Source organism: Mesorhizobium sp. EU05-FHT14A09 (genome assembly GCF_058790995.1).
In genome coordinates, this window is sequence record NZ_JBYTDF010000011.1 from 155,412 (window position 1) to 171,335 (window position 15,924).

17 protein-coding genes and 1 pseudogene are annotated in these 15,924 nt (G+C 63.6%); 10 read left to right on the forward strand and 8 right to left on the reverse strand.

The features are described from left to right. Together AC3WTO_RS27210 and AC3WTO_RS27215 are read left to right on the forward strand one after the other, a co-directional pair. Positions 1–1,176 (forward strand): energy transducer TonB family protein, encoded by a 1,176-nt coding sequence (locus tag AC3WTO_RS27210; protein ID WP_492463976.1) that lies wholly within the window; start codon positions 1–3, stop codon positions 1,174–1,176. 59 nt (positions 1,177–1,235) lie between these two features. Beyond that, complete coding sequence (locus AC3WTO_RS27215; RefSeq protein ID WP_492464121.1) at positions 1,236–3,314, forward strand: ATP-dependent helicase; 2,079 nt, start codon at positions 1,236–1,238, stop codon at positions 3,312–3,314. 87 nt (positions 3,315–3,401) lie between these two features. On the opposite strand, the gene AC3WTO_RS27220 is transcribed toward AC3WTO_RS27215, so the two are convergent. The 4 genes from AC3WTO_RS27220 to minC form a co-directional block, all read right to left on the reverse strand. Then, a complete protein-coding gene (locus AC3WTO_RS27220; RefSeq protein WP_492463975.1) occupies positions 3,402–3,578 on the reverse strand; it encodes a hypothetical protein in 177 nt (58 codons plus the stop codon). A 179-nt stretch (positions 3,579–3,757) separates the two neighbouring features. Further along, complete coding sequence (gene minE / locus AC3WTO_RS27225) at positions 3,758–4,036, reverse strand: cell division topological specificity factor MinE (protein ID WP_492463974.1); 279 nt, start codon at positions 4,034–4,036, stop codon at positions 3,758–3,760. Further along, positions 4,033–4,848 (reverse strand): septum site-determining protein MinD, encoded by an 816-nt coding sequence (gene minD, locus AC3WTO_RS27230; RefSeq protein ID WP_129414378.1) that lies wholly within the window; start codon positions 4,846–4,848, stop codon positions 4,033–4,035. The genes minE and minD overlap by 4 nt, the downstream gene beginning before the upstream one ends. 29 nt (positions 4,849–4,877) lie before the next feature. After that, on the reverse strand, positions 4,878–5,636 hold the full coding sequence (gene minC, locus AC3WTO_RS27235; protein WP_492464120.1) for a septum site-determining protein MinC: 759 nt from the start codon (positions 5,634–5,636) through the stop codon (positions 4,878–4,880). 321 nt (positions 5,637–5,957) lie between these two features. Between minC and AC3WTO_RS27240 the strand changes: the two genes are divergently transcribed. The 3 genes and pseudogenes from AC3WTO_RS27240 to AC3WTO_RS27250 all read left to right on the forward strand — a co-directional run bounded on the left by AC3WTO_RS27240 (position 5,958) and on the right by AC3WTO_RS27250 (position 7,552). Beyond that, the gene (locus AC3WTO_RS27240; protein WP_492463973.1) at positions 5,958–6,332 is read left to right on the forward strand and encodes a hypothetical protein; all 375 of its coding nucleotides are present in this window, start codon (positions 5,958–5,960) and stop codon (positions 6,330–6,332) included. A gap of 97 nt (positions 6,333–6,429) precedes the next feature. Then, positions 6,430–6,666 carry a hypothetical protein gene (locus tag AC3WTO_RS27245; RefSeq protein ID WP_492463972.1) on the forward strand — a complete coding sequence of 79 codons (237 nt, stop codon included), beginning with the start codon at positions 6,430–6,432 and terminating at the stop codon, positions 6,664–6,666. Between the two features lie 196 nt (positions 6,667–6,862). After that, positions 6,863–7,552: pseudogene (locus AC3WTO_RS27250) on the forward strand (alpha/beta hydrolase). Between the two features lie 86 nt (positions 7,553–7,638). On the opposite strand, the gene AC3WTO_RS27255 reads toward AC3WTO_RS27250, so the two are convergent. Then, entirely contained in the window at positions 7,639–7,806 is a 168-nt protein-coding gene (locus tag AC3WTO_RS27255; RefSeq protein ID WP_492463971.1) for a hypothetical protein, read from the reverse strand. A 187-nt stretch (positions 7,807–7,993) separates the two neighbouring features. On the opposite strand from AC3WTO_RS27255, the gene AC3WTO_RS27260 reads away from it, so the two are divergent. Further along, entirely contained in the window at positions 7,994–8,344 is a 351-nt protein-coding gene (locus tag AC3WTO_RS27260) for a hypothetical protein (protein ID WP_492463970.1), read from the forward strand. Positions 8,345–8,384: 40 nt separating this feature from the next. Here AC3WTO_RS27260 and AC3WTO_RS27265 read toward each other — a convergent pair whose 3' ends face one another. From AC3WTO_RS27265 to AC3WTO_RS27275, 3 genes are all read right to left on the reverse strand, one after another. After that, positions 8,385–8,621, reverse strand: a complete 237-nt coding sequence (locus AC3WTO_RS27265) for a hypothetical protein (protein WP_492463969.1) — start codon at positions 8,619–8,621, stop codon at positions 8,385–8,387. Positions 8,622–8,703: 82 nt separating this feature from the next. Continuing rightward, positions 8,704–9,075, reverse strand: a complete 372-nt coding sequence (locus AC3WTO_RS27270; RefSeq protein ID WP_492463968.1) for a hypothetical protein — start codon at positions 9,073–9,075, stop codon at positions 8,704–8,706. A gap of 222 nt (positions 9,076–9,297) precedes the next feature. Then, on the reverse strand, positions 9,298–10,260 hold the full coding sequence (locus AC3WTO_RS27275) for a LysR family transcriptional regulator (RefSeq protein WP_492463967.1): 963 nt from the start codon (positions 10,258–10,260) through the stop codon (positions 9,298–9,300). Between the two features lie 265 nt (positions 10,261–10,525). Here AC3WTO_RS27275 and chvE point away from each other — a divergent pair, with 265 nt between their 5' ends. From chvE to araD1, 4 genes are all read left to right on the forward strand, one after another. Then, complete coding sequence (chvE, locus tag AC3WTO_RS27280; RefSeq protein ID WP_492464119.1) at positions 10,526–11,587, forward strand: multiple monosaccharide ABC transporter substrate-binding protein; 1,062 nt, start codon at positions 10,526–10,528, stop codon at positions 11,585–11,587. A 120-nt stretch (positions 11,588–11,707) separates the two neighbouring features. Beyond that, positions 11,708–13,246, forward strand: a complete 1,539-nt coding sequence (mmsA, locus tag AC3WTO_RS27285; RefSeq protein ID WP_492463966.1) for a multiple monosaccharide ABC transporter ATP-binding protein — start codon at positions 11,708–11,710, stop codon at positions 13,244–13,246. Beyond that, positions 13,243–14,502 carry a multiple monosaccharide ABC transporter permease gene (gene mmsB / locus AC3WTO_RS27290; protein WP_492463965.1) on the forward strand — a complete coding sequence of 420 codons (1,260 nt, stop codon included), beginning with the start codon at positions 13,243–13,245 and terminating at the stop codon, positions 14,500–14,502. Before mmsA ends, mmsB begins: the two co-directional genes overlap by 4 nt. 164 nt (positions 14,503–14,666) lie before the next feature. After that, positions 14,667–15,659 (forward strand): AraD1 family protein, encoded by a 993-nt coding sequence (araD1, locus tag AC3WTO_RS27295; RefSeq protein WP_492463964.1) that lies wholly within the window; start codon positions 14,667–14,669, stop codon positions 15,657–15,659. Positions 15,660–15,924: the final 265 nt, after the last annotated feature.

Genomic DNA, 15,924 nt, shown 5'->3' on the forward strand with positions numbered 1-15,924 from the left:
ATGACGAAGCCGGCGAAACCGCGCGCGACGAAAGTCGTGCGCGGCGCCGGCCCAGACGTGCCTGTCCAGGCAAGCCAAGGCGAACCGGCGCCGGAAGTGCCGGCGCCGCTGCCTGACAACACCATTTCGACCACCGTCGCGCCGCAAGCCGAACCCGGCGAAGAACCACCAGGCGATCGCAGCGAGGTGAAACGCTGGTTGCTGGGTGGCATCATCTCGCTGGCAGCGCATGCCGGCATAGGGCTCTATCTCGCCGCACTGACGCTGCCCCCTGCCGCCGATCCGGGCATGGTCGAATCCATCGCCGTGGAATGGGTGCCGCCGGAAACCTCCGAGGCCGCGCCAAAGGCGGAGCCACCTGCGCAAGCGGCCGACGAACCGGCAAGCCCGGCTCCCGACATCGACAAGGCGCCGGAAAAGCCTGCGCGGAACGAACCGGTTCAGGCGCAGCCTGCTCTCGAACAGGACAAGTCTCCAGCAACCGAACCCGAGCCACAGCCACAGCCGCAGCCGCAGCCGCAGGAGGAAGCAGCGGAGGCTAAGACGGAGGTACAACCGAAAGAAGACACCGCTCTGGCGCCAGACATTCTCCGCTCGATGCAGGAGGACCTGTTGAAACAGCCTGCCCTGCCGACCATCGCGAAAGCGCCGGAAAGGAAACGCGCTGCCCCGGTTCAGAAGCCGGCTGCCGCACGCCATGAAAAGCCGGAAGCCGAAAAGAAAAGCCAAGCTCGCAAGCCAGCCGAACCCGCAAAGCCGGCCCGGCAGGAGCGCAAAAACTCTCCAAAGAAGACCGTGACAGCCGCCAGCGTATCCGACCAAGCCGGTCGAGCAGCCGCGGCTTCACCGAAGCAACCCGCTTCGACGGGATCCCCGAAGACCGCCGCCCGCAGCCTGGTGTCACCGGCGAAGTGGCAGGCCGAGGTCAATGCCCATATCCGTCGCTTCAAGCAATATCCGGCCGGTGCCAGCGGTTCTGCGGTGGTTCGGGTCCAGTTCCGCATCAATGCCCAGGGCGTCGTGAAGTCGGCCTCGGTCGCGGGTTCTTCCGGCAACGCGGCCCTCGACCGCGCCGCGGTCGAAACCGTGAAACGCGCCTCCCCGGTGCCGGCGCCGCCACCGGATCTGGCAAGAGCCTCGATGACGCTGGCCATTGCGATCAACTTCAAGCGCTGATCACGGCGGGTCCGGCGCCGGCCATTGCGAACGAAACGGAAACGATGCTTCATGCCCGCATGAACATCGCCGTCCGTGATTCGACCGAGCCCCCTGCCTATCTGTCGCGCCTGAACGACGGCCAGCGGGCGGCGGTGCTGCATGGCGACGGCGCGGTGGGCGGGCCGCTGCTGATCATCGCCGGCGCCGGCTCGGGCAAGACCAACACGCTGGCTCACCGGGTGGCGCATCTGATCGTGCGCGGCGCCGATCCGCGCCGCATCCTGTTGATGACCTTCTCGCGCCGCGCTGCCACGGAAATGAGCAAGCGCGTCGAACGCATCGCCGCCGAGGTGATGAAGGAGCGCGCCGCCAGCCTGACGGAAGGGCTGACCTGGGCCGGCACGTTCCATTCGATCGGCGCGCGGCTGCTGCGCGACTATGCGCTGGAGGTCGGGCTGGAGCCGGGCTTCACCATCCACGATCGCGAGGATTCCGCCGACTTGATGAACCTGGTGCGGCACGAGCTCGGTTTCTCCGAGACCGAGAACCGCTTCCCGACCAAGGCGACGTGCCTTGCGATCTACTCGCGCGTCGTCAACGCGCAGGATGCGCTGGAGAAGGTCGTCGCCGCCAGTTTCCCGTGGTGCGTCGGCTGGTGCGAGGAGCTGAAGCGGCTGTTCGGCGCCTATGTCGAGGCCAAGCAGCGCCAGAACATCCTCGATTACGACGACCTGCTGCTCTACTGGGCGCAAATGGCGACGGAACCGGATATAGCCGCGCATCTGTCTTCACGCTTCGACCACATCCTCGTCGACGAATACCAGGACACCAACCGGCTGCAGGCCTCGATCCTGACCGCGATCAAGCCGGACGGCAGCGGCCTGACGGTGGTGGGCGACGATGCCCAGTCGATCTATTCCTTCCGTGCCGCGGAAGTCCGCAACATCCTCGATTTCCCATCGCTGTTTCCCACGCCTGCCGATGTCGTCACGCTCGACCGCAACTACCGCTCGACCGACGCCATCCTGAATGCCGCCAACGCCGTCATCGGCGAGGCGAGCGAGCGCTTCACCAAGAACCTGTGGACCGACCGCTCGTCGCACGAAAAGCCGGCCATCGTCACCGTGCGCGACGAGGCCGAGCAGGCGAGCTACATCTGCGACGAAGTGCTGAAGGAGCGCGAGACAGGAACCCTGCTCAAGCAGCAGGCGGTGCTGTTTCGGGCATCGCATCATTCGGGACCGCTCGAGGTCGAACTGACCCGGCGCAACATCCCCTTCATCAAGTTCGGCGGGCTGAAGTTCCTCGACGCGGCCCATGTCAAGGATGTGCTGGCCGTGCTGCGTTTCGTGCAGAACCCGCGCGACCGCATCGCCGGCTTCCGCGTCATGCAGTTGCTGCCGGGCATCGGGCCTTCGGCTGCGACCCAGGCCATCGACAGCATGGAGCAGTCGCTCGACCTGGAAATGGGCCTGGCGCGCTTCGTGCCGCCGGCGCGCGCCGCCAAGGACTGGCCGCAATTCGTCGACCTGTTCTGCGACCTGCGCCGCAGCCCCGGCTGGCCGGCGGAGATGGAGCGGGCAAGGCTCTGGTACGAACCGCATCTCGAGCGCAAGCACGAGGATGCGACCGTGCGCCGGGCAGACCTGTTGCAGCTCGAGCAGATCGCGTCGGGCTATCCGTCGCGCGACCGCTTCCTGACCGACCTGACGCTCGACCCGCCAAGCGCCACCAGCGACGAGGCCGGCCCGCCGCTGCTCGACGAGGACTACCTGATCCTGTCGACGATCCATTCGGCCAAGGGCCAGGAATGGACCAAGGTATTCCTGCTCAACGCCGTCGACGGCTGCATCCCGATCGACCTCAGCGCCGGCGAGCGCAAGGAGCTGGAGGAGGAACGCCGCCTGCTTTATGTCGCGATGACACGGGCGAAGGATTCCCTGCACCTGATCGTGCCGCAGCGTTTCTACCCCTCCGGCCAGGTCGCGCGCGGCGACAGGCATGTCTATGCCTCGAAGACCCGCTTCATCCCGTCCCACATCCTGCAGCACTTCCAGCAGACGTCCTGGACGAGCCAGGCGCTGCGCGACGAGCAGTCGGCGCGTCCCCGCACCAGTGTCGACCTCAAGGGCAAGATGCGGTCGATGTGGAAGTGATCGGGGAACGATCGTATCGGAACGCCATAAACAAAAGCCCCATCCCGAGGGATGGGGCTTTGACAACACCGCTCGGAAACGCTCTGGTTATGCGGCCTGGCCTTGCGGACGCGGCGCGAGACCGGCGCCCTGCTCGCAAACCTCGATGTGCTTGGCCAGCGCCTGGTTCGACAGCACCGCACTGATGGTGGTGATGTCGCGGCCCTGGTAGCGCGGCATCTTCTGCAGTTCCTTCAACCGTTCCAGAAGTGAAATGCGGGTCATGGCGTAACTCCTTTGTTGGTAATCCGTGCGCGGCGTTCGCACCGGCCGATGCATCCGCCGGTCGTAACGCCGACACTGTCTGTCCCCCATGCCCCCAAAAACATATGGAAGGCAGCCCGGTGCCCGCCACGGTCTCTCTAACGCGCTCTTTGCGTTTCCGTGAAAGACGGAAACGCTCGTCAGGCCGCTTTCTTCCTGGCTGCCGCCTTGACCGCGTTGAACGGAAGTTCGACGTCGACGGCCAGCGTCGAGACCTGCTCGCCGCGTTCCATCTTCACGCTGACCTTGTCCTGGTCGATCTGCATGTGCTTGGAGATGACGCGCAGGATCTCGTCCTTCAGCTTGGCGACCAGATCGGCGCCGCCGGCGCTGGCGCGTTCATGGGCAAGCAGCACTTGCAGACGCTCGCGCGCCGCGGGCGCCGACTGCGTCTTGGAAAAGAACCGGAACAGATTCATGCCGCTTTCCTCCCGAAGAGCTTGCCGAAGAAGCCGCGCTTCTCGCCCGGGATGGTGACCGGCAAGGCCTCGCCGCGCAGCCTGCGCACCGCGTCGAAATAGGCTCGCGACGGCGCGCTGTTCTCGTCCGCCAGCGTAACCGGCGAGCCGAGGTTGGAGGCGCGCAGCACGTCCATGCTTTCGGGAATGATGCCGAGCAGCGGGATCGACAGGATCTCCAGCACGTCGTCGACCTTCAGCATGTCGCCGCGCTCGGCCCGGTTGGAATCGTAGCGTGTCAGCAGAAGGTGCTTTTCCATGCGCTCGCCGCTCTCGGCCTTCAGCGTCTTGGAATCGAGCAGGCCAATGATGCGGTCGGAATCGCGCACCGAAGAGACTTCCGGATTGGTCACCACGATGGCGATGTCCGCATGGCGCATGGCAAGGGTGGCGCCGCGCTCGATGCCGGCCGGGCTGTCGCAGATGACCCAGTCGAAGGCTTTCTTCAGCGACGCGATGACCTTCTCGACGCCCTCGGGCGTGAGATTGTCCTTGTCGCGCGTCTGCGAGGCAGGAAGCAGATAGAGCGTCTCCACCCGTTTGTCGCGGATCAGCGCCTGGGTGAGCTTGGCTTCACCCTGGATGACGTTGACGAGGTCATAGACGACGCGCCGTTCCGCGCCCATGACGAGATCGAGATTGCGCAGGCCGACGTCGAAATCGACGACCACGACCTTGTCGCCATTCTGCGCCAGAGCGGCGCCCAGCGCGGCCGAGGACGTGGTCTTGCCCACGCCGCCCTTGCCCGATGTCACCACGATAACCTTGCCCATTGACCTCTCCTTTATGGACCTTCGTCGGGTCAGCTTAAAATACCAGTTTTGAGCGCATGGCCTTCCAGCCACACTTGCACTGCCCGCCCCCGCAGATCCGGCTCCATGTCCTCCGCCGTGAGGTAGAAGCCGTCGATCGCCATCATTTCCGCCTCGAGCTTGCGGCAGAAGATGCGCGCCGAACCGTTGCCGGTGGTTCCGGCAAGCGCACGCCCTCTCAGCGTGCCGTAGACGTGGATCGAGCCGCCGGCGACGACTTCCGCGCCCGATGCGACCGAACCGATGATGGTGACATCACCTTCCGGAAAGAAGATCGACTGGCCGGAACGGACCGGTTCGGAAACCACCAGCGAACCGGTGACCTGGACCGACGGCCCGCTTGCCGCGATCGTTTCGACGGCCGGCGCTGCCTGCGCCTCGAGCGATTCGCTCGCCTCGGCTGATTCGTCTTGGTTCGCCGGGTCGAAATCCGAGGCCGGGCGGCCGTCATTCATGGGCGGCGGCATGTCCGGGCCGAGCAGCGAGTGCCGCGCGCCTTCGAGGCCCATGACGCGGACGTTGCGCTGGCTCAGCTCGTCGACCAGCGTGCGCAGTTCCGCCTTTTTGATGTCCAGGCCGGATATGTCGAGCACCACCGGCCGCCGCAGGAAGAAGCCGGCGGAGCGGGCAGCAAGATCGTCGAGCCCGGCCAGCCAGTCCTCGAAAGGCAATTCCGGGGCAAGCGACAGGGCAAGGAAGGAGCGCCCCTTGAGGCGGATGGGCCGGGGTTTGGTTAACACGATGGTGATCTTGGTTAATTTTCGGTTTCCAAGGTGTAGGAGCGAAATGGTTAACAAAAGGTTAACGCGATGCGTACGAACACGGTTTGCCGCGGTCAAATCCGATAGTCGGCTGATCGCCAGGCAATCGGCGAAAGCGCTGCGGCGGAACCGCTTTTGTCAGCCATGGCGCATCGCGCATCTTCAGGCTGCCCCGACGGCAATGCCTGTAACCCGAAAACAAGACTCCACCGCCAGCGAAGAAGCACATTTCTGCCGCCTCGAAGACTCTGCTTGACATTTTTGTTCTCTTTTTGTTCACTATTGTTCTAGAAGCCGTAGGAGGCTGGAATGTGGACTCTCACGATCAGGATGGATGGCGCGACGAAGGAAGAACTCCAGAGCGCGTCGAAAGCAGCGGAAGCCGTCTTCATGCGCGAAAAGATACATCCGCTGGATGGACTGGCTGGACGCTCCCTGCTTGAAGACTGGGACGAGCGTGGCTGCCATGATGACGACCCCGGTTATACGGACGCGGATGCCAGGAACGCCAACACCTGGATCGGCGCCGAAGAGGCCGCGATCCTGGCGTTGAGCAGGGGCCGCTCCTTTTTCGAAGTCTCGCGCATCTTCGAGATGACGGTGATCGAGATCAGCGTGCCCGCCAATGCGCTGCCGGCAGCGGCCAACTGGGAAGTCGACCTGCCTGTACGCAAGGCTGCCTGACGCGTTCGCGCCTTACTCCGAAATACGAGAACGCTACTTTTTCAACGCAATTCCGGAAGCAAGAGCGCTCTGCGCTTTTGCTCGCTCAGATTGGAACATGACCATGACCAAACCGGCGCAAGCACCGGACGATGAGACACGCCTGGAGATCGACAGGGCGGCCGATGCGCTCATCGCGGCGACGGACGGCGATGCCCGCTCTGCCGTCGTCGCCCTGCTGATTGCGAACAAATTGCAGGAACACGAGTTGCACATGACCCGCATGGCGGTATCGTCCGGCTATTCGCGCCAACGCCATGTGAAGCGGGAAGAGGCCTCCCAGGCTGAGCTTTGACTGTTTCGCGAAGGCGCTGCCTGGCAATCGGATGAGCGGGTCCAATATTAGTCCCGGCTGTTTTTTCTTCGCCTGGAGGGCTGGTACGATCGCTCAGGTTCCGGCGGCCTAACCGGAGCTTAGGCCGGCGCATCGGATTCGACCCTCAAGCGCCGGCCGCACTCCCTTCAACCGGAACAGGACGGACGAGGTTCGGATGAACAAGCTTGCGATCATTCTGGTGCATGGATTTTGGGGCGGCGCGGCTCATTGGGCCAAGGTGATCCCGCAACTCACGAACAAGGGCTACACAGATCTTCATGGTGTCGAAGTGCCGCTCACGTCGCTGGCCGACGATGCCGGACGCTTACGCAAGATGATTGCCTAGCAACCGGGCAAAGTTCTGCTCGTCGGGCACTCCTACGGCGGCGCGGTGATCACCGAAGCTGGCAGCGCAAGCAATGTGGCCGGGCTGGTCTACATTGCCGCGTTCGCGCCGGATGCGGGCGAAAGCCCGGGTGGCATCAGCCAAAGCAAACCACCCGCCGCTTTCGAGAACATCGCGCCCGACAGCGACGGCTATCTCTGGATCAGGCCCGACAAATTCCACGAGAGCTTCTGCCAGGATCTGACGCCTGAGGAGGCGCTGGTGATGGCAGTGACCCAGAAGGCACCGCTCGGATCGACATTCGGCGATGCCATCACCGCGCCGGCATGGAAGAGCAAACCAAGCTGGTACCAGATCTCGAGCCAGGATCGCATGATCCATCCCGACAACCAGAAAATGATGTCGGCGCGATTGAATCCCAAGGGCCTGATCACGCTCGACGCAAGCCATGCCTCGCTGGCATCAAGGCCGAAGGAAATCGCCGACTTCATCGCGACAGCGGCGCAGGCTGTCGCCTGATCTTTCAGCAATTCCAGCAAAGCGCTGGCCTTTTGCTGGAATTGCCCGGGCTGGACCGATTGGGCGACCGGATCGCAGTCACGGCGTCAGCTGCCTTGCCGCTGCGCCGGTTTCGGCGCCTTCACAACCCGCTGTGTTTCGGCCCGCATCTGCGCCATCCGCAGCAGTTGCGCATAGTGCCTGGTGAATTCGGTATGCAACCCTTCGCCACGCGTGGCGACGTGGCTGTTGATGGCCAAAAGAAACGGTATCATCTGCGTGACCTCCTCCGTTGACTGGCGACAATCATCGCAAGAGCCCGCCCGGCCACCCACCCGTTTCATGGCCACTTCCCCTGGAGATGAAGCCCGCCGGACCTTCCGAGAGCCAGGCAAGAAACGGGTGGCTGTTTGACCTGACGATGCTGAACTAGGGCGTGCCATGTCTTGATAGGAGCGCGTTATGGAAGCTTTGTCCCCGACGATCGAACAGACCGGACTGCAGCGGCGCAGGTTCCTGGCGCTGCGGCGCAAGGAGCGCGAAGAGCGTCGGCTCGATCTGCTGAATGCCTGCATCTCGGACTATGAGAGAGCCGCCCGGATCCGCGAATGGGCCGAGTGGGTGTCGCCGGCGATCGAGGACGATCCGGAAATCGCGCGTCTTGTCGACTGGGCGAAAGACAATGCGGCGCAACTCGAGGCGAAGTCTTCGGCTGCGATGAGCCAGATGGGCCTCAAGGAGCTTTTCCCGGCTGTGGATGACCTTCGCGATCCGCTCGGCGATCCGGCGCCCAAGCATCCCTGGGGTCTGTAGTGTTAAAATGCCGCCCCGGCGAACCGGGGCGGCATTTGCTTCAGTTGTTCTCGGGGCTGGTCTCGGCCTCGTAGCAGAGCCAGATGATCCGCCACATCAGGATCAAGGTCGGAACAGCCAGGATGCCGGCCAGGACGAGCTGAGGCACGAGCGGCAGGTCCAGCAACGCCGCGATCACCCAATGGATGACGCCGACCGAGATCAGGAGTTTGGCGGACAACAGCAGTGTCGCAGCCGCGACGCCGAACAGCGAATACGGGGTGAGGATACGGTTCATTCGAAATGCCCGTGTGAGCGCCGCTGCCGAAAAAGGGCAGCGCGCATGAAAATCGTAAAATGTGGAGTGATGCCCTGAGGGCCTAAGCCACGGCCGCCGGCGGGTCGCGAGCCTGCGGGCGCTCCGGTTTCTGCCCGGCAATGCGGTCGGTGGGCAGTCGGTCGACACGGGAAGACAGCGCCGGTGCTTCCAGCGCATCCGGGCCGGTCAGTATCGCATCGAAAGCCGAAGTGTGGAACTTCGCGCGGATCGAGCGGGCGCTCTCCAGTGCGAGCGCCGGTGCCTTGTTCGGCAGGCCGAGCTTCAGGTCCGGCTGGGCAACCGAGATCCGCGGCAGGCCGTCGGCTGCGACAACCGCGGCAGCAGGCTGTCCGTACTGCCAGAAGAACAGCACGAGCAGGACACAGAGAAGTCTCTGCGCCAGCGCCCGTGTGCCGTGCTGCGTTGCCATCATCCGGGCATCGCTACGGCATCGCGACCCAACAGGCAAGGCAAGCAAGAACGACGTCTCTGGCCCGAACATCTACCACAGCCGTAGAGATCGTCTCAAAATAGATCAGGCCGGAGCGAAAATGACGAGAAGCGAGCACCGAAGCGGAGCGTACTTCAGTACGTGAGCATCGGAGCGCAGATACTCGCCATTTGCAGCCCGGCTTCATCTATTTGGAATGATCTCTCAGCTCACCTCGCGCAGGATGAAGTCATAGAGCATCTTGGCGGCGGGCGAGAGCACGCGCTGCTTCATGGTGATCAGCGAATAGGGCCTGACTTCGATATCGAAATCCGTCGGCAGCACGTCGATGGCGCCGGCGAGTCCCTCGGGGCTCTGGATGAATTTCGCCACCTGCACCGAGACGGGCGCGATCGCATCTGACTGCGCCACCATCACCAAGGTGAGCAGCAGCGAACTGGTGTTGAAGATGCGTTCCGGCAAGCCGATGTTGCGGTTGAGGAAATTCGCTTCCATCACCTGGCGCAGCGGCGACGAGCCCGACTGGAACACCCAGTCGTAGCCGGCGGTCTCCTCGAGCCGCACCGTCCTGTTCAGCATCAGCGGGTGGCCGCGCCGCACGATCAGGCAGGCTTTCTCGATGCCGATGACGCGGCTTTCGAACAGGCGTGGATTGAGGTCGTCGGGCACGCGCGCGATGATGAAATCGTGGCGCATGGCGATCAGCTCGCGCGCCAGCACGTTGCTGGTCTCGACCTGCATGGTGATCTCGATGCGCGGATAGAGCCGGCGGATCTCGCGGATGGCCGGCACCGCCAGTTCGATCGCGGGTGCGGTCACCGCGCCTAGGAACACCGAACCGCCCTTGCCCGCCTTCAGTTCGGCGATCTCGCGATCGGCCTCGCGCATCTCGATCAGGATGATGCGCGCGCGCCTGGCCAGTGCCTTGCCGTAAGGGGTCAACACGATGCCGCGCGGCAGCCGCTCGCACAGCGTGACGTCGAGAATGGCCTCCATCTCGGCGATCATGCGCGAGGCTGCGGGCTGCGAAATGTTCATCACCTGGGCGGCGGCGCTGACCCGGCCGTGATCGTCGAGCGCCACGATCATGCGCATGTGGCGTAGGCTGAGCCCGCTGTGCAGCAGCGCCGCGCCATCACCACGGCCAATCTCTCGCTGGCTATCCATCCGCGCCTCCTTGCCGACGGCCGAAACACATATACCATTTTCGATATACCAACCAGCGAAGATCGAATTTGACAGTTATGGCAAAGGGAACCACCCTTCGCACGCTCGTTGCCGTGCACTTAGCCGGCGTTGCAAGAACGGCCGCAGGCGGCAACGGGGCGACTGGGAGGTTAGCAGGGATCGACGGGCCGCCATCTGGCGGCATTGCGCGAGCGCCGGATTCCGGCGTGGCATTCTTCAACTCAGGGAGAGAACAGTGAAGCTCATGAAAACGTTGATCGCCACGGTGGCGATCGGTTTCGCAGCCATGACCTTCGGCGCGCACGCCGAAGACAAGGGCCTCGTCGGCATCGCCATGCCCACCAAGTCCTCGCTGCGCTGGATCAGCGACGGCAACGAACTGGTCAAGGCGCTGGAAGCCAAGGGCTACAAGGCCGATCTGCAATATGCGGAAGACGATATCCCGAACCAGCTCGCGCAGATCGAGAACATGGTCACCAAGGGACCGAAGGCGCTGATCGTCGCCTCGATCGACGGCACCACGCTCTCCGATGTCCTCAAGAAGGCGGCCGAGCAGAACGTCAAGGTCATCGCCTATGACCGCCTGATCAAGCAGAGCGGAAATGTCGACTACTACACCACCTTCGACAACTTCCAGGTCGGCGTGCTGCAGGCCAATTCGATCCTCAAGGGCCTCGGCTATCCCGAGAAGAAGGGGCCGTTCAACATCGAGCTGTTCGGCGGCTCGCCGGACGACAACAACGCCTTCTTCTTCTATGACGGCGCCATGTCGGTGCTGAAGCCGCTGATCGACAAGGGCGACCTGGTCGTGAAGTCGGGCCAGATGGGCATGGAAAAGGTCGGCACGCTGCGCTGGGATGCGGCGGTCGCACAGGCACGCATGGACAACATCCTGTCGGCCAACTACTCGGACGGCAGCCGTGTCGACGCGGTGCTGGCGCCTTATGACGGCCTGTCGCGCGGCATCATCTCCTCGCTGCGCGGCGTCGGCTACGGCACCGGCGACCAGCCATGGCCGATCATCTCCGGCCAGGACGCCGAAGTACCTTCGGTGAAGGCAATGATCGCCGGTGAGCAGTACTCCACCGTCTACAAGGACACCCGCGAACTCGCCAAGGTGACCGCCGAGGTGGTCGACCAGGTGATCCAGGGCAAGGAGCCCTCGCAGATCAACGACACCAAGACCTACAACAACGGCGTCAAGGTGATCCCATCGGTGCTCCTGAAGCCGGTCGAAGTCGACAAGTCGAACTACGAAGAGCTGCTGGTCAAGTCCGGCTACATCAAGGCTGAAGAGCTGAAGTAAGACAGGCTCCCGGGCTCCGCGCGCCAACCGGTCGCGGAGCCCCTTTTAGCCCCTTGAGCCGTTCTGTATCATGGTACCCCAGCCCTCCACCGGCGGGCTCCACAGGCGTCGGGTTTGGCAATGGCAAAAACCATTCTGGAGATGCGCGGCATCACCAAGACGTTTCCCGGGGTGAAGGCCCTGCAGGACGTCAATCTGAGCGTCGCGGAAGGCGAGATCCACGCCATCGTCGGCGAGAACGGCGCCGGCAAATCGACGCTGATGAAGGTGCTTTCCGGCGTCTATCCCTATGGCAGCTATGAAGGCGAGATCCATTTCGATGGCCAGGAATGCCGTTTCGGCGGCATCCACGACAGCGAGCGCGTCGGCATCGTCATCATCCACCAGGAACTCGCGTTGGTGCCGCTGCTGTCGATCACCGAGAACATCTTCCTCGGCAATGAACAGGCGAAATTCGGCATCATCGACTGGCACGCGGCGCGCAGCCGCGCCAAGAAATTGCTGGCGCGCGTCGGCCTTGCCGAGAATCCCGACACGCTGATCACCAACATCGGCGTCGGCAAGCAGCAGCTGGTGGAGATCGCCAAGGCGCTGTCGAAGGAAGTCAGGCTGCTCATCCTGGACGAGCCGACCGCCAGCCTTTCGGAAAAGGACAGCCACGCGCTGCTCGACCTTTTGCTGGAATTCAAGCGCCAGGGCATGACGTCGATCCTGATCTCGCACAAGCTCAACGAAGTGAAGAAGGTGGCCGACCGCGTCACCGTCATCCGCGACGGCCGCACCATCGAGACGATGGACCGCGACGACGTCAGCGAAGACCGCATCATCACCTCCATGGTCGGCCGCACCATGGAAGACCGCTATCCGACGCGCACACCGAAGATCGGCGAAACCATCTTCGAGGTGAAGGACTGGGTGGTGCACCATCCGCTGCACCCCGAGCGGCAGATCATCAAGGGCATCAACCTGTCGGTGCGCAAGGGCGAAGTCGTCGGCATCGCCGGCCTGATGGGCGCCGGGCGCACCGAATTCGCCATGAGCGTGTTCGGCCGCAGCTACGGAACCAAGGTCAGCGGCGAGGTGCTGCTGCATGGCAAGCCGGCCGACACCACGACGGTGGAGAAGGCGGTAGCCGCCGGCCTCGCCTACGCCACGGAGGACCGCAAGACCTACGGCCTCAACCTGATCGACCACATCAAGCACAATGTGACGGTCGCCAATCTGCCCGGCGTGTCCTCGAAGGCCGGCGTCATCGACGACATGCGCGAATTGAAGGTGGCCAAGGATTTCCGCAAGCGCACCAACATCCGCTCTTCCAGCGTCTACCAGGTCACCGGCAATCTTTCGGGCGGCAACCAGCAGAAGGTGGTGCTTTCGAAATGGCTGTTCTCCAATCCCGACGTGCTGATCCTCGACGAGCCGACACGCGGCATCGACGTCGGCGCCAAATACGAGATCTACACCATCATCAACAAGCTGGCCGATGAGGGGAAAGGCATCTTGGTGATCTCGTCGGAGATGCCGGAACTGCTCGGCATCTGCGACCGCATCTACGTGCTGAACGAGGGCCGCATCGTCGGCGAACTCGCCGGGCACGAGGCCAGCCAGGAAAAGATCATGCGGGCGATCGTCCGCGGGGAGGAGAAAGCGGCATCATGACCACAGAAACCGCGACGCCCACCGAGACGGCTCCAGCCAGGCAATCCATGCGCGACGCGCTGAAGGAGAACCTGCGCGAATACGGGCTGGTGCTGGCCCTGATCGTCATCATGGTGTTCTTCCAGGTGATGACCAACGGCATCCTGTTCCTGCCGGTCAACCTGACCAATGTGGTGCTGCAGAACTCCTACATCATCGTGATGGCGCTCGGCATGCTGCTGGTCATCGTCGCCGGCCATATCGACCTTTCGGTCGGCTCGGTCGCCGGCTTCGTCGGCGCCGTGGCGGCGGTGCTGATGGTCGACTACGGCTGGAACCCGCTGCTTGCCGCGATCGCCTGCATCGCGGTCGGCGCCGTCATCGGCGGCGCGCAGGGCTATTTCATCGCCTATATGAAGATCCCCTCCTTCATCGTGACGCTGGCCGGCATGCTGGTGTTCAAGGGGCTGCTGCTGGCTCTGCTCGGCGGCCGCTCGGTCGGCCCCTTCCCGACCGAATTCCAGATGCTGTCGGCCGGCTTCATTCCCGACCTCATCGGTCGCTGGACCATCGTGGAGCCGGCTCTCAACGCCTCGGGCGCCGCGATCCCGAACAGCGGCGTCGCACTGCATTCGACCACCATGCTGATCGGCGTGCTGATCGTGCTGGGCATGTTCTACGCCGCGACACGGGCACGGCGCGCGCAGGAAAGCCACGGCCACGAAACCGAGCCCTTCGGCCTGTTCGCGATCAAGAACGCCATCATGGCCATCATCATCATGTTCCTGATGTACAAGTTCGCGTCCTACCGCGGCCTGCCCAACGTGCTGATCGTCATGGGCATCCTGACGGCGTTGTTCGTGTTCATCACCAAGCGCATGACCTTCGGCCGGCGCATCTTCGCCATGGGCGGCAACATCAAGGCGGCGGCGCTGTCGGGCATCAAGACCGAACGGCTCACCTTCTACGTCTTCGTCATCATGGGCATGCTGGCAGCACTGGCCGGCCTGATCTATGCCGCCCGCCTCAACCAGGCGACGCCGAAGGCGGGTGCCGGCATGGAACTCGACGTGATCGCGGCAGTGTTCGTCGGCGGCGCTTCGGCCATGGGCGGCGTCGGCGAAGTGGCCGGCGCGGTCATCGGTGCCTTCATCATGGGCGTCATGAACAACGGCATGGGCATCATGGGCATCAACATCGACTGGCAGCAGGTCATCAAGGGCCTGGTGCTCCTCGGCGCTGTCGCCTTCGACCTCTACAACAAGAAGAAGGCCTGACACCCGGAACGAAGGTGCCAGGACAGCTCGCAGGCCGGTAACCGGCCGTACATTCGGGGCAATGAAGCCCCGCGGGCAACATCCGAACCGACCATTTGAACGCGGGCCGCCAGCCGGATCGCGAAGGAAGCAATTTGCCGTGTCGACGGCGGAAAGAGGCCATCATGCTGATCTCCCAGTTCCTCGACGAGAGCGACGCCATCCGCGTGGTGGCCCGCAATGGCGGCAAGGCCCGCGTCGTCACCGGCGCCCGCAGCGTCTATTCACTGGCAACGGAAGCGGCGCGCACCGGCAGCGGGCTGGAAGCGCTGATCGAGAAGAAGGGGTATGGCGATACGGTCGACCTCGAAGCGCTCTACCGCAAGGGCCAAATGCTGTCGCCGATCAACCATCCCGACCCCGCGCATCTGCACCTCACCGGCACCGGCCTCACCCATCTCGGCTCGGCGGCGACGCGCGACGCCATGCACAAGAAGCTGAACGCCGAGGGCGAGGAGCAGCTGACCGATTCCATGAAGATGTTCCGCATGGGGCTGGAAGCCGGAAAACCCGCCAATGGCGAGGCCGGCGTGCAGCCGGAATGGTTCTACAAGGGCAACGGCACCATGGCGGTGGCGCCGGGCGCCGCCCTGCTCTCACCCGCTTTCGCCCAGGATGCCGGCGAAGAGCCGGAGATCGCCGGCATCTATGTGATCGGCGACGACGGCCAGCCCTTCCGCGTCGGCTTTGCGCTGTCGAACGAGTTCTCCGACCACGTCACCGAGCGGGTCAACTATCTCTACCTCGCCCATTCGAAACTCAGGAATGCGTCCTTCGGCCCGGAGATCCTGATCGGCGACTTGCCCGCCGACATCCGCGGCACCTCACGCATCCTGCGCGGCGGCAAGGAGCTGTGGCAGAAGCCATTCCTGTCGGGCGAAACCAACATGTCGCATTCGATCGCCAACCTCGAGCACCACCATTTCAAATATGCGCTGTTTCGCCGGCCGGGCGACGTGCACGTGCATATGTTCGGCACCGCGACGCTGTCCTTCGCCGACGGCATCCGCACCGAAGGCGGCGACGTTTTCGAGATCGAGGCGCGCGAGTTCGGCCTGCCGCTGCGCAACCCGCTCGAAATCGAGCAGCACCAGGCGGTAGTGGTGAAGGCGCTTTAGTCTGCGGGGTGCCAGTCGGCCCTGTTGTCACAGGTCGACGCAAGCCAGATCGGCCCGGACCGCGCCATCCTGTCGCTCATTTCCCGTTCGAGACGATCCGAGCAGACGGATCCTTCCCCGGTGCGGATGTTGCTTGATCGCCCCTTATGGGACAAAGCCGCGACTCCCCGCCCAATGGCACCCGGCAGTCTTGCAAGCAGTGGGAGAACTGTCATGTCAGGCCTCCTGTCGCCGCGCGTGCGGCCAGTGCGATCATACCATCAAT